We start from the raw sequence: 12,173 nt of genomic DNA on the forward strand, positions 1-12,173 counted from the left end.
GTTCGCCCAGCGAGCGTTCCCAGCGCTGGGTAGGGTCACCCGGGTGACCAGCGAAGCGCCGGAATCATCCGTTCCCGTCGACCTGCTCGAAGCCGTGCATGCGGCGACCGAGTCACTGGTCGGCGCGGTGGAAGCGTTGCACGACAGCGATATCGCCGAACCGTCACTGTTGCCGGGCTGGACCCGCGGCCATCTGCTGGCCCACCTGTCCCGCAATGCCGACGGACTGGTGAACCTACTGCTGTGGGCCCGCACGGGCATCGAAACCCCGCAGTACGCAAGTCAATTGCTGCGTGACTCCGATATCGAGGCCGGCGCGCCGCGCCCGCTCGCCGAGCAGCTGAGCGACCTGCGCGCGTCCGCGGATCGCTTCCTCGGCCTGGCCCGGGCCATGCCGCCGGAACGCTGGCAGTACCGGGTGCGGGCGCGCACGGGTAAGGAACTGGCCGCAGCGGTGGTGCCGTGGTTGCGCCTGCGCGAGATCGAGATTCACCGCGTCGACCTGAACATCGGCTACCGGCCCGCCGACTGGCCGTCCGCCTTCGTGGCCCGGATGCTGCCGGAGGTGTCCGCCGGATTCGACCACGCGGCCTCCGCCCACCGCCCTGCCGATGCCAAGCCGATGACCTCCGACCCGGACCAGCCCCCGCCGCCGACCTTCACCCTCGTCGCCACCGACACCGATTTCACCGCCAAGGTGGGCCCGGACCCTTCCGACACCATTTCCGGGCCCGCAGCGGACCTGCTGGCATGGTTGATCGGCCGCAGCGAGGGCGTGGGGCTCACCGGTCATCTGCCGAATCTGCCCGCGTGGTTGTGAGGCGCCGGACTCACCGATCCACACGTCCCGGAACCTCGAGCCGTTCGGCGAGGAAATCCAGCACGCGGTGCAGCGCGGCCTGAGTCGGTTCGCCCGGTTCGTCGATGAGATGTTCGGTGAGCACCGAATGCGCGCTCAGCACGCCCTCCGCGTTGGCCGCGGCGTCGTCGAGTTCGATGGCGATGAACGCGTCGCCGAGCTGCGCGCGCAGGAAGTCGAAACGCTGCGCCGGTGAACGACGGTCACCGCGGAAGCGCAGGCCCATCACGGAAAGCCCTGCGGCACACCGCTGTTTGATGCGGTCGAGGTCGTCGGGCGAGACGTCGATCGAGCCCTTCTGCCGCGCGGTGAAGCCCAACGGCAGACCCGGCTGGGACAGCACCGGCGCGACCAGCCGATCGTCCACGGCCATCCCCAGCGCGAAGCCCCCGGTGAAACACATCCCGACGGCACCGACTCCGGGCCCGCCGCACCGCCGATGCTCGGCCTCGGCCAGCGCCCGCAACCACCGCACCACCGGTGAGGTGCGCCCCGTCGCCAGCACCACGAACTCCCTGCTGACACAGATCGGCCCGAACTGACCGGCGATATTCGCCACCGCGGCGAAAGTGCCGTGCGCGCTGGGATCCGGGTCCCGCCCCGGATTCCCGTACAGATGCGGCACCACCGCGGTGCACCCGATGCGCGCCACCCGCCGGGCGAAGTCGAAGACGTCCGGCGAGATGCCCGGGAATTCCGCCATGACGATCACCGCGGGCCCACTGCCCTGCCGAAAGATCGTGCGGGACTTGCCCTCATGGGTGAAAGTCGCGTGTTCGAAATCGTGAAGATCGTCGTCTGCCATGGCCGGCCCTTTCTCGTTCGGGCCTTCACTCTCGGCGGACCACCCCCGCCGGGTCTTGAAAAAATGTTCCCCAGGCTCGATACCGGTGCTGACCGATCGGGGTGTGCGTCTCGCGTGCCAGCATGCTCGGCGTGCGACCGGCGAAACCCGCGATCTCCCGGGACATGTGCGCCTGATCGCTGTACCCGCTGGACGCCGCGACATCGGCGGCCGGCCGGCCCGCCACCAGCCCCTCCACCGCATGCCGGAACCGCACCAGCATCGCGGCCCGCTTGGGAGTGAGCCCGATCTGCGATTCGAACCTCGTCCACAACCGTTTGCGACTCCAGCCGCAGGATTCGGCCAGTTCGGCGACTCTCACCTGCCCGCGGGTCGCCACGATGCGATTCCAGCCCGCGCGGACTTCCGGGTCGGGTATGCGATCGGGCCGGAAGCGTTGCGCCAGAAACGCTCTCGTGAGCGCAAACCGCTCCTCCCAATCCCCCGCCTCCGCCAGCCGCGCCCGCAGCCGCTCCGCCGACGCCCCCCACACCTCGTCCAACCCCACAGCAGCACCCAACTCCCCCGGCCCCACCCCCAGCACCGAATACGCCCGAAGCGGCGACATCCGCACCTCGACACACGCCGCCCGCTCAGCCCGAATCCCCGTCAGCCCACCGGAAAACCCCGCCACCATCCCCCCACTCGCCCGACTGGCCGTCGTAGTCTCCACAACCAGCCCACCCCCACCGAAATCGACCGCCACGGTCACCGCCGGAATCACCGCCACCCGGAGCTCCAACCCGGCGTCCGCGCCACCGCGATACCCGAGCATCGCAAGCCCGTCCGCGACCTCGCGCGGGCGCACGATCTCCCACCCAGCCGCGCGATCCTCCACCCGGCCAGGGTAAACCGGCGTTCTCGACGGAATGCGAAGAAGGCCCCGCCGCAATGCGACGGGGCCTTCTGCTGCGCGCCCGGAGAGACTCGAACTCCCAACCTTCTGATCCGTAGTCAGATGCTCTATCCGTTGAGCTACGGGCGCAGGTCCTGTTCAGTTGTGTGCCCGGTTACCCGGACGTGGCGGAGGCGAGAGGATTTGAACCTCCGGTCCCCGTGAAGGGACAACTCATTAGCAGTGAGTCCCATTCGGCCGCTCTGGCACGCCTCCTGGAGCCTTCTTTCGAGGGCGCCGGTCCTTTCGAACCGCCGAGAGGCAAGAGTACAGAGCAACCGGTCAGGACGCAAAACGGCTGGTCAACGTAGGTGACTGTCGAACCAATCGAAGATTCTGGTCTGTGCGTCGATCAGCAGTCGCTTCTCGTCGTCGGGCAGCTGCTCGAAGTCGGCCATATCGAAACCGGGCGTGTCCGGCCGGTGATGCAGGCCGGGGTAGCTGACCACCAGGGTGGCCACCGCGGCTCGCGCCGCCGCGTCGCGCAGGCGTTCCACGTGGACGGCCGGGGTGACGGGATCGTCGTCGCCGTAGAGACCGAGCCAAGGGGCCTGCAACTGCGGGGCGGCGTCCACCAGCGCCGTGGCCTCCGCGGTCAGCGGCTCCATGATGCCGGGTGCCGCGACGCTCACAGCGGCCCCGATGGGCCGGTTCGTGGCGACCAGCAGTGCCGCGGTGCCGGCGTTGTCGAAGCCCAGCACGCCCACGGTGTCGGGAAAAACTCCCCGGCCCACCAGCCAGTCGAAGCAGGCGTCGAAATCGGCGAACAGATCCGCGCCGAACACCTGCTCGACCCCCGCGCCGTTCGCGACCGCGGTGGCGAGCGCACCCGGCCCGTCGGAGACACGTGCCCCGACGGCGGCGAGATCGCGGTCGTTGACCGTCCCGGCGCCTTCCCCCTGCCGATCGAAGCGGTGGAACAGATTGGGCGCCACCATGATCCAGCCTTCACCGGCCAGCGATTTCATCATTTCCAGCAATACATCGGCAAACTGACGGGACTCGTGGAGTACGACGATGCCGCCGCGCGCGTAGCCCTCCGGCTCGATCACCGTGATGGGCACCCGACCTCCGGCCGCCGGTTCGGGAGCGCCGTCGACCACCTGCCCGCTGTCGCGCAATGGTGCTTCATCTCGATAGATGCCCGACATGAAACCAGGGTAGTTCGCATCCGTTACATTCGGGAGAAGTTGCACGGAAGTACCCATTCCTCGGAAAATTTTCCGACATACCGCCCAGCCGGTTCGGACCGTCCGACGGACCGGCAGAGCCTTCGCGACAACCGCGGCGAGCCGCCGCGACGTGCGAGGAATTAAGGTGTTGGGGTGAGTGCTCGTATTCGTCCGGACCTCGAGTCCATTCCGGCTTACGCTCCGGGTCGCAGCCATCCGGGCGCCGTGAAACTGGCCAGCAACGAAACCACCCAGGGCCCGCTCCCGAGCGTGGCCAAGGTGATCGCCGAGGCAGCCGAACTCATCAACCGGTATCCGGACAACTCCTCGGGCGAACTTCGAGCAGCCCTCGCCGAGTTCCACGACGTAGCGGTCGACAATGTCGCGATCGGCTGCGGCAGCGTCGCACTGTGCCAGGAACTGGTACAGATCACGTGTGCCTCCCCCGACGACGAGGTGGTGTTCGCCTGGCGCTCGTTCGAGGCGTATCCGATCGTCACGCAGGTCGGCAACGCGACGGCCGTGCCGGTACCGCTGAACGACGAATTCGCGCACGATCTGGATGCGATGGCGGCCGCGGTCACCGACCGCACCCGGCTCGTCTTCGTCTGCAATCCGAACAACCCCACCGGAACGGCGTACGGCCGCGCCGAATTGACCCGCTTCCTCGACGCGATCCCCGACGACGTGCTGGTGGTGCTCGACGAGGCGTACTTCGAGTATCTGCGCCTGCCCGCCGACGATCGGGCCGACGGCGTGGAGATCGGCCGCGGCCGCTCGAATGTCGTTGTGCTGCGTACCTTTTCGAAGGCGTACGGACTCGCGGGCCTGCGTGTCGGTTACGCCGTCGGTGAACCGGAACTGATCACCGCACTGATGAAGGTGCACATCCCGTTCAGCGTGAATCGGCTCGCGCAGGCCGCGGCCATGGCCTGCCTGCAGGCGCGGCACGAACTGCTCGACCGCACCGACCAGGTGGTGGCCGAACGGGAACGTATGCGCGACGCGCTGCTGGCGGCCGGATACCGGGTGCCTCCGTCCCAGGCCAACTTCGTCTGGCTGCCACTGGGCGAGCACAGCGCGGAGTTCGGCGCGGCCAGTGCCGAAGCCGGAGTCCTGGTGCGGCCCTACGGCACCGACGGGGTGCGGATCACCGCGGGCGATCCGCACGAGAACGATCGGTTCCTGAGTTTCGCCACCGCACCGGACACCGTCGCGCGCTTCGCCGGCTGAACCCGCGCGGCGGTCAGCGCACGCCGAGGGCTGCCGCCAGGGTGGGCCAGGCCCTCGGCAGCTCGTCTTTCCAGTACGGCCAGGAATGCGTCCCCACCGGGCGTAGATCGACGTCGGCCGGGATCTGCATGCGCTCCAGCCGATCCGCGAGGGCCATCGTGCAGGCGTTGGCGCCGGCCTCGAGCGGGCCGCCGAATCCGATCGTCGAGACCGCTTCCGGATTGCCCGGAACGTCGTAGGGTCCCGGCACACCGGAACCGGCGGACAGGAAGATCGCCTTACCGCGCAGGGTGTCGGCGTGCATCATCACGTCGTGGGCCAGCCAGTCGGGATCGTCCTGTTTGCCGAACATGTTGTCCGGATCGCCGCCGTAGGTGCGGACCACCGCCCGCGCCTGCGCCTGCCCGAAATCGGAACCCATTGCGTAGCAACCACTGTGGGCGGCAACCGCCAGATACGCCTGCGGGTCGCGTATCGCCAGCATCATCGCCGCCTCCGCACCCATCGAGACACCCTCCACCGCGTTCCGGCCGTTGCCCTCGAATGTCGCATCGATCAACGGCGGAAGTTCGCGCGTGAGGAAGGTCTCCCATTTGTTGGTGCCGAGCACCGGATCCGGATGCTGCCAATCCGTGTAGTACCCCGCCGGGCCGCCGATCGTGAGGACGACGTTGACGTCCTTGTCGGCGAAGAACTGCACCGCACCACCGCGCTCGGTCCAGTTGTTGTACTCGTTGCTCGCGCTGCGCCCGTCGAGCAGATAGAGGGTCGGGCGCGGATGGCTGCGGTCCGCCGGCAGCAGCACCTGCACCTGCACCGTGCGTCCCATCGCCGGGGAGTCCACGAACACCCGCAACCAGCGATCGTTGATCGGTTCGATGCGGTCGATCGAAGCGGTGGCCGGACGGGGATCGTCCAGCGCCGGAGGCGGCCCCTCGGCGGAACCGGAATCGGCCGGGGGCGCGGGCGCGGCGGCAATCGACGGCGCTCCCCAGATCGCCCCACTCATCAGGAGTGCGGCGATGGTGGCGCCGGACAGCCGACGCCGCATCCGGCGACGAACCATGGCCGCCATCCTGCCAGAGGTCGTGCGAGGCGTCGAAAACCCACGACAGCCCGGTCTCCGGCGAGTCTTGCGGAGCCCGCCGGTCCGATTCGGCATCCCCGTACCCGCGCCAGTAGGCTGAGACACCGTTCCGGCCCGCCCGGAACGAGGTGGGTTGCCCGAGCGGCCTAAGGGAACGGTCTTGAAAACCGTCGTGGTTCACGCCACCGTGGGTTCAAATCCCACACCCACCGCAGGTGAAGGGCCTGTCACCAGGGCACTGGTCCGGCGTCGGAGAAGAATCCGCCGGTCGGTCCGTCGTCGGGCAGGGTGGCGAGGTGAATGGCGATCGCCGCGCCTTGTTCGGGGGTTCGGACGCCGCGGAAGCCGTTGAGGTCGGTGGCGGTGAAGCCGGGGCAGCCGGCGTTGATCAGGATGTCGGTGTCGGCCAGTTCCTTGACGTACTGGATGGTGACCGCGTTCAGGAAGGTCTTCGAGGCCGCGTACGCAGCGGAAATCGGGCCGGTGTCGGTGCCGGGGGTGGTCTGCAGCGTGAGAGAGCCGACGCTGCTGGACATGTTCACGATCCTCGGTGCTGCCGAAGCGCGCAGCATCGGCAGCATCGCGTTGGTGACACGGATGACCCCGATCACGTTGGTTTCCACGGCTTCTCGCACGGTCGCGGGATCGACCGTGGTGGGTGTCTGTGGCATGCCGCCGGTGATCGCGGCGTTGTTGACCAGGACGTCGAGCCCGCCGGCATGGTCGGCGATCAGATCTGCCGCGGCGGCCACGCTCGCGTCGTCGGTCACATCGAGCGGAACGCCGAATGCGTCGGTCCCGGCCGCGCGCAATTTCTCCACCGCGGCCTCGCGGCGTTTCTCATCGCGCGCGCCCACACCGACTCGCCAGCCGAGGGCGCCCAGACCCGCAGCGATCTCGTATCCGATTCCCTTGTTCGCGCCGGTCACCAGCGCGATCGTCCGTTCACTCATACCGTCGATCCTGGTTCGGTCTCGGGTGGCGCGTCCAACACCGGCTGGGTGGCGATTCATACCGCACGGGTATTGGTGGCGGTGAGCGCCGGATACGATGGCCCGGTGGAGACGCGGGAGTTGCGGTACTTCGTCGCCGTCGCCGAGGAGTTGCATTTCGGGCGGGCGGCGCAGCGACTCGCGATGGCGCAACCACCGCTGTCCCGGGCGATCCGACAGCTCGAGCGGCGACTCGGCGTGGTTCTGCTGCACCGCACCACTCGCTCGATCGCCCTGACCGAGGCCGGGTCGGTGCTGTTGTGGGAGGCCCGCGCCGCGCTCGACGCGGTCGAAGCCGCAGAGCGCCGCACCCGCCGCGCCGCCGCCCACCGGCCCGGGATGGTGCTGGCCACGAAGGCCGGAGCGTCCAGCGAACTGCTGTCGAAACTGCTGGACGCCTACGCTGCCGAACCGGGCGCTGTCCCCGTCGAGGTGATCCTGTGCGGGCCCGGCGAACAGGAGGGACTGCTGCGAGACGGTCGTGCCGACGTCGCCCTGCTCCACCGGCCCTTCGACACGACCGCCGGATTCGACACCGAGGATCTGCACACCGAACAGCAGGTTCTGGTCCTGCCCGCGGGCCACCCCCTCGCCTCCCGTGCCCACATATCGTCGGCCGAGGTCTCCGCCTTGACTGATCTGCCCCTGCCGCGCTGGCCCCGCCAGGACGGGAGCTATCCCGACGGCCCTGGTCCGCCGGTTCGCGACCACACCCAACTGGCTCAACTGATCGCGCTCGGACGAACCTGCGCGATCATGCCCGAGTCGGTCCGCACCCACCTACGAGACGACCACGCGATCGTGCCGGTGCCGGACGCGCCGGCGGTCACGACCGTCATCGCCTGGCCACCACACAGCAAATCCAGAGCCGTCGCCGACCTCGTCCGCACCGCGGTGCGTCTCTAGCCGATATCGCGGTTCACGGCCACGCATCACGACGGTGGCGCCGACCGGCGGATCGGTCGGCGCCACCATCGTTTCGGTCTCGGCCGGGCCCAGATTCAGAAGCACCACACCCAATCGGCGGATCCCGGCAGCGGGATGGTGATGCAGATGGCGATCGGTTTCGCCGTGGTATCGGAAGCGCTGTCGGCGGAGGCGAGGGGCGCCGCCACGGCGCCGAGCGACAAGATGATCGCGGTGGTGGCGAGAGCTTTCGCTGACTTCCTGTGCATGGTTCGAACCTTTCGACGTCACCCTTCGAAGGAAAACCGGAAAACCCGGTCCCGGGCCTAGCGCCCTAATGGTCGCGCCCGCGAACAGCCAGCAACAAGGGACCAACGTCCCTGATCGAGTGCTGCGCGCTTCGGATCAGGTTCGGCGGGGGTCGGTTTTGGTGTTCACTCGGTCGAAGGCGTCGCCGATGGCGGTGAGCTCTTCGGGGCTGAGCAGGTCGACGAAGGTGCGGCGGACTGCGGCTACGTGGCCGGGGGCGGCGGCGCGGAGGCGGCGCATACCTTCGTCGGTGAGGTGGGCGCGGACGCCGCGGCCGTCCTCTTCGCAGCTGGTGCGGCGGACCATGCCCTCGTCCTCCATGCGGCGGATCTGGTGGGTGAGGCGGCTGCGCGAGGACAGTACGCCGTCGGCGAGATCGCTCATCCGCAGCGAACCGCCCGGGGCCTCGGAGAGCATTACGAGGATGCGGTATTCGGGCAGGCTCATATCGCTGTCGGCCTGGAGCTGGCGGTTGAGTTCCACCATGAGGCGCTGATGGCCGTCCATGAACGCCCGCCATGCCCGCTGCTGTGCCGAGCTCAACCACGGCGCGGAGGCCGGGTGACCGCTCGGTTCGTAAGCCATGGCGCCATTCTATTGGCCCCGAATGGAAGCAATGTCGGCTGGTCAGGGACCTGCGGACAAGATCACCCGGATCGGTCGCACAGCCGCACCCGTTCCAGCGCGGCGAGCACCTAGAGTCGAGGTATGTACGCGGCGACGTTGGACGGTTTCGGTGGGCCCGAGGTGATCCGCTGGGCAGAGGTGCCGGATCCGGCGCCGCCCGGTCCGGGCGAGGTGGCGATCGACGTCGTGGCGGCCGGGGTCAATCGCGCGGATCTGTTGCAGCGCCAGGGTTTCTATCCGCCGCCGCCGGGCGCCAGCGACATCCTGGGCCTCGAGGTGTCGGGTGTCGTGGCCGAGGTCGGTGCGGGCGTGCGGGATCCGCGGCCGGGCGATCGGGTGTGCGCGCTGCTGTCCGGTGGCGGCTACGCCCAGCGCGTGGTCGTCGCCGCGAGTCAGGTACTGCCGGTGCCCGAGGGGCTGGATCTGGCTGCGGCAGCGGCACTTCCGGAGGTCGCCGCCACCGTCTGGTCGAATCTGGTGATGCGGGCCGGATTGCACGCCGGGCAGCTGCTGCTCGTCCACGGCGGCGGAAGCGGAATCGGCACCCACGCCATTCAGGTCGCGGTGAATCGCGGTGCGCGCGTCGCGGTGACCGCCGGTTCGCAATACAAATTGGATCGCTGCGCCGAATTGGGCGCGAGCATCGGAATCAATTATCGGGAACAGGATTTCGTCGAAATCCTCGGCGAATCGGGTGGCGCCGACATCATTCTCGACAATATGGGCGCGAAATACCTGCCGCGCAACGTTTCCGCACTCGCCGAGGACGGGCAACTGTGTGTGATCGGCATGCAGGGCGGAGTGACCGGCGAACTGAATCTGGCGGAGCTGCTCGGTAAGCGCGGCACCATCCACGCCACCAATCTGCGCAAGCGGCCCGCGACCGGGAAGTCGAGTAAGGCCGAGATCATCGCGGAGCTGCGGCGGCATCTGTGGCCGCTGATCGCGGAGGGCGCGGTGGTGCCGGTGGTCCATGCCGAAGTCCCGGTCACGGAGGCGGCGCACGCCCACGAACTGCTCGACTCGGCCGAGACCGTCGGCAAGGTGGTGTTGCGCATCGACGAGGCGTGAACGACGCGCCCGCCGCGAGCTACTTCTCCAGCGAGTTCAGCGCCCGGCCCAGCTGTTCGATCTCGAATTTCGTTGTGTAGGGCGCCAATCCGAGGGTGACGGCGCCGCCCTCGTCGTTGACGCCCAGGGCGTCGAGCAGCCGGCTGCCGCCGTGCGCGCCGCTGACGGTGCCGATGCGGTGGTCGGCGAGTTCGGCGGAAATCTTCTCCGCCTGCATCCCCGCGATGGTGAAACTGACCGTAGGGATGCGGGTGGAGGCGCGGCCGATCACGGTCAGATCCGGGACGGCGTCGAGCACCTCCATGAGATTCTCGAACAGCTGGTCGTGATAGTCCTGCAGCGAGGTGATCGACATCTCCAGCCGCTCCCTGCGGCTGCCGGTGGCCTGTTCGTCCAGTCCGGCGAGGTAGTCGATGGAGGTGGTCAGCCCCGCGAGCAACGCGTATTGATGTCCGCCGACCTCGAGCCGCTCGGCGCCCTTGGCGTAGGGGTTCAGCGACATCGAGGGGATGCGATCCAGGAATGCCGGATCGCGGAACACCAGCGCCCCGATCTGCGGACCACCCCAGGCCGGTGCGGAGAGCGCGACGACGTCGGCATTGAGTTCATCGATGTCGATCAGGGCGTAGGGCGCCGCGCCGAAGCAGTCGGCGACCAGCAGTCCACCCACCTCGTGCACCCGGTCTGCGGCGACCCGGACCGCGGGCGCGGAGCCGACGATCGGCGAGGCCGCGGTGACCGCGACCAGGCGCGCGGTCGGGCCGATCAGCTCCTCGAACTGCCAGGCCGGCATCTCGCAGGTTTCGATCTCCACCTCGGCCCAGCGCACATGGGCGCCGTAGCGGTTGGCGATGCGCAGCCAGGGGGCCACATTGGCCTCGTCGTCCAGGCGCGAGAGCACGATGCCGGTGCCGAGGCCGAGCCGTGAACTCAGCGATTCGGCCAGCCAGGCCAGCAGCACCGCCCGATCCGGACCGAGTACGACGCCTGCCGGATCGCCACCGACGAGATCGGCGACCGCCTCCCGGGCCGCGTCGAGAATCGCGCCACTGCGGCGTGCGGCGGCATGACGATTGGTGTGCGAAAAAGCGGAGGTCCGGAAACCGGTTGATACGGCGCGCGATACCGAATCCGGGACCAGCATCCCTGCTTGGGGGTCCAGATGGATCCAGCCGTCGCCCAGGGACGGTATCAACCCCCGAACCCTCGCGACGTCGTAAGTCATGCTCGCCACTCTAAGGGCAGCGGGCAAGTCGGCGGAACCGTGCGCCGACCCAATGCGATATCACGCGACATGGCAACCGACTTTCACAAACCGAACCACACACGAGGCGGACAGAACCGCAACAGAATACTTCCGCCCGAAATCGGACCGCGTACCCCGTTCCGGCACCGGGCCCTCACCGGGCGATGCGTCGTTCACTTAGCGCTCGGCGCGGGAAGCAGACATCATGGATGCCATGACGCAATCGGACGGAGCACCGGATTCCATCGTGGTGATCGGACCCGAGGGGCGGCCGCTGGTCATTCCGGCAGGCGCCCAGGGTGAGGCGCCGTTCGCCGGGCAGGTGGTCGGCGAAGGCGATACCGCTGCCGAAGGCGCGCAGACCGCCGGCGAGGAATCGCTCGCCGATATGGTCGAGCAGCCGGCGAAGGTGATGCGGATCGGCACCATGATCAAGCAGCTGCTCGAGGAGGTGCGCGCGGCTCCGCTGGACGACGCCAGCCGTAACCGGCTCAAGGAGATCCACAAGACCTCGGTGCACGAGCTCGAGCAGGGACTCTCCCCGGAGTTGCGCGACGAACTCGAGCGGCTCGCCCTGCCGTTCGGCGAGGATTCCGTGCCGTCCGACGCGGAACTGCGGATCGCCCAGGCCCAGCTGGTCGGTTGGCTGGAGGGGCTGTTCCACGGTATTCAGACCGCGTTGTTCGCCCAGCAGATGGCGGCCCGCGCACAGCTCGAGCAGATGCGGCACGCGCTGCCGCCGGGTGCGCACATCCCGCGCGAGGGCGGGCAGGGCGGATCGGTCACCGGAGGCGGTCAGTACCTCTGAACACCGCTGATCTTCGGATAGCCTCGAGCCCCCACCGGCGGGGATCGGCTCTGCGCTACAGTCGTGCACTGTGCCAGCAGCTGCCCCTGCCGATTCGGCCACAGCCGAACGTCCGGCCGACGCC

Annotated in this window: 13 protein-coding genes and 3 tRNA genes; 6 read left to right on the forward strand and 10 right to left on the reverse strand. The window is 68.5% G+C overall.

Translation table 11 applies throughout. The features are described from left to right. The first annotated feature begins 43 nt into the window (after positions 1 to 43). Positions 44 to 820: a maleylpyruvate isomerase family mycothiol-dependent enzyme gene (locus NMI01S_RS04775; protein ID WP_062994690.1), complete on the forward strand. Its 777-nt coding sequence runs from the start codon at positions 44 to 46 to the stop codon at positions 818 to 820. Between the two features lie 10 nt (positions 821 to 830). Here the strand turns inward: NMI01S_RS04775 and NMI01S_RS04780 are convergent, their stop codons facing one another. From NMI01S_RS04780 to NMI01S_RS33900, 5 genes are all read right to left on the reverse strand, one after another. Further along, positions 831 to 1,664, reverse strand: a complete 834-nt coding sequence (locus NMI01S_RS04780) for a dienelactone hydrolase family protein (protein WP_062994691.1) — start codon at positions 1,662 to 1,664, stop codon at positions 831 to 833. 25 nt (positions 1,665 to 1,689) lie between these two features. Beyond that, complete coding sequence (locus NMI01S_RS36220; RefSeq protein WP_281186630.1) at positions 1,690 to 2,541, reverse strand: helix-turn-helix domain-containing protein; 852 nt, start codon at positions 2,539 to 2,541, stop codon at positions 1,690 to 1,692. Between the two features lie 74 nt (positions 2,542 to 2,615). Then, positions 2,616 to 2,688, reverse strand: a tRNA-Arg gene (locus NMI01S_RS04790). A gap of 36 nt (positions 2,689 to 2,724) precedes the next feature. Further along, positions 2,725 to 2,814, reverse strand: a tRNA-Ser gene (locus tag NMI01S_RS04795). An 86-nt stretch (positions 2,815 to 2,900) separates the two neighbouring features. After that, positions 2,901 to 3,749, reverse strand: a complete 849-nt coding sequence (locus tag NMI01S_RS33900) for a dienelactone hydrolase family protein (RefSeq protein ID WP_062994692.1) — start codon at positions 3,747 to 3,749, stop codon at positions 2,901 to 2,903. Between the two features lie 174 nt (positions 3,750 to 3,923). Here NMI01S_RS33900 and hisC point away from each other — a divergent pair, with 174 nt between their 5' ends. Continuing rightward, entirely contained in the window at positions 3,924 to 5,003 is a 1,080-nt protein-coding gene (gene hisC / locus NMI01S_RS04805; RefSeq protein WP_062994693.1) for a histidinol-phosphate transaminase, read from the forward strand. A 13-nt stretch (positions 5,004 to 5,016) separates the two neighbouring features. Here the strand turns inward: hisC and NMI01S_RS04810 are convergent, their stop codons facing one another. Beyond that, a complete protein-coding gene (locus NMI01S_RS04810) occupies positions 5,017 to 6,012 on the reverse strand; it encodes an alpha/beta hydrolase (protein ID WP_439956222.1) in 996 nt (331 codons plus the stop codon). A gap of 205 nt (positions 6,013 to 6,217) precedes the next feature. On the opposite strand from NMI01S_RS04810, the gene NMI01S_RS04815 reads away from it, so the two are divergent. Further along, a tRNA-Ser gene (locus NMI01S_RS04815) sits at positions 6,218 to 6,302 on the forward strand. 15 nt (positions 6,303 to 6,317) lie between these two features. Here the strand turns inward: NMI01S_RS04815 and NMI01S_RS04820 are convergent. Further along, positions 6,318 to 7,043 carry an SDR family NAD(P)-dependent oxidoreductase gene (locus tag NMI01S_RS04820; protein WP_062994694.1) on the reverse strand — a complete coding sequence of 242 codons (726 nt, stop codon included), beginning with the start codon at positions 7,041 to 7,043 and terminating at the stop codon, positions 6,318 to 6,320. Positions 7,044 to 7,148: 105 nt separating this feature from the next. Between NMI01S_RS04820 and NMI01S_RS04825 the strand changes: the two genes are divergently transcribed. Beyond that, on the forward strand, positions 7,149 to 7,988 hold the full coding sequence (locus tag NMI01S_RS04825; protein WP_062994827.1) for a LysR family transcriptional regulator: 840 nt from the start codon (positions 7,149 to 7,151) through the stop codon (positions 7,986 to 7,988). A 95-nt stretch (positions 7,989 to 8,083) separates the two neighbouring features. On the opposite strand, the gene NMI01S_RS35275 is transcribed toward NMI01S_RS04825, so the two are convergent. Both NMI01S_RS35275 and NMI01S_RS04830 read right to left on the reverse strand, forming a co-directional pair. Then, positions 8,084 to 8,257 carry a hypothetical protein gene (locus tag NMI01S_RS35275; RefSeq protein WP_167331944.1) on the reverse strand — a complete coding sequence of 58 codons (174 nt, stop codon included), beginning with the start codon at positions 8,255 to 8,257 and terminating at the stop codon, positions 8,084 to 8,086. A gap of 136 nt (positions 8,258 to 8,393) precedes the next feature. Next, a complete protein-coding gene (locus NMI01S_RS04830; protein ID WP_062994695.1) occupies positions 8,394 to 8,882 on the reverse strand; it encodes a MarR family winged helix-turn-helix transcriptional regulator in 489 nt (162 codons plus the stop codon). Positions 8,883 to 9,005: 123 nt separating this feature from the next. Between NMI01S_RS04830 and NMI01S_RS04835 the strand changes: the two genes are divergently transcribed. Further along, positions 9,006 to 9,995 (forward strand): NAD(P)H-quinone oxidoreductase, encoded by a 990-nt coding sequence (locus NMI01S_RS04835; RefSeq protein WP_062994696.1) that lies wholly within the window; start codon positions 9,006 to 9,008, stop codon positions 9,993 to 9,995. Positions 9,996 to 10,014: 19 nt separating this feature from the next. Here the strand turns inward: NMI01S_RS04835 and NMI01S_RS04840 are convergent, their stop codons facing one another. Beyond that, entirely contained in the window at positions 10,015 to 11,220 is a 1,206-nt protein-coding gene (locus NMI01S_RS04840; protein WP_062994697.1) for a cysteine desulfurase-like protein, read from the reverse strand. A 235-nt stretch (positions 11,221 to 11,455) separates the two neighbouring features. On the opposite strand from NMI01S_RS04840, the gene NMI01S_RS04845 reads away from it, so the two are divergent. Beyond that, positions 11,456 to 12,049, forward strand: a complete 594-nt coding sequence (locus NMI01S_RS04845; protein WP_062994828.1) for a bacterial proteasome activator family protein — start codon at positions 11,456 to 11,458, stop codon at positions 12,047 to 12,049. Positions 12,050 to 12,173: the final 124 nt, after the last annotated feature.

The sequence above is a fragment of the Nocardia mikamii NBRC 108933 genome (genome assembly GCF_001613505.1).
GTDB lineage: Bacteria > Actinomycetota > Actinomycetes > Mycobacteriales > Mycobacteriaceae > Nocardia > Nocardia mikamii.

What these genes read in the sequence shown, in the direction of transcription:
- NMI01S_RS04780 (WP_062994691.1), bottom strand. Translation starts at nt 1,664, where the DNA reads ATGGCAGACGACGATCTTCACGATTTCGAACACGCGACTTTCACCCAT.
- NMI01S_RS33900 (WP_062994692.1), bottom strand. Translation starts at nt 3,749, where the DNA reads ATGTCGGGCATCTATCGAGATGAAGCACCATTGCGCGACAGCGGGCAG.
- NMI01S_RS04810 (WP_439956222.1), bottom strand. Translation starts at nt 6,012, where the DNA reads ATGAGTGGGGCGATCTGGGGAGCGCCGTCGATTGCCGCCGCGCCCGCG.
- NMI01S_RS04820 (WP_062994694.1), bottom strand. Translation starts at nt 7,043, where the DNA reads ATGAGTGAACGGACGATCGCGCTGGTGACCGGCGCGAACAAGGGAATC.
- NMI01S_RS35275 (WP_167331944.1), bottom strand. Translation starts at nt 8,257, where the DNA reads ATGCACAGGAAGTCAGCGAAAGCTCTCGCCACCACCGCGATCATCTTG.
- NMI01S_RS04830 (WP_062994695.1), bottom strand. Translation starts at nt 8,882, where the DNA reads ATGGCTTACGAACCGAGCGGTCACCCGGCCTCCGCGCCGTGGTTGAGC.
- NMI01S_RS04835 (WP_062994696.1), top strand. Translation starts at nt 9,006, where the DNA reads ATGTACGCGGCGACGTTGGACGGTTTCGGTGGGCCCGAGGTGATCCGC.
- NMI01S_RS04840 (WP_062994697.1), bottom strand. Translation starts at nt 11,220, where the DNA reads ATGACTTACGACGTCGCGAGGGTTCGGGGGTTGATACCGTCCCTGGGC.
- NMI01S_RS04845 (WP_062994828.1), top strand. Translation starts at nt 11,456, where the DNA reads ATGACGCAATCGGACGGAGCACCGGATTCCATCGTGGTGATCGGACCC.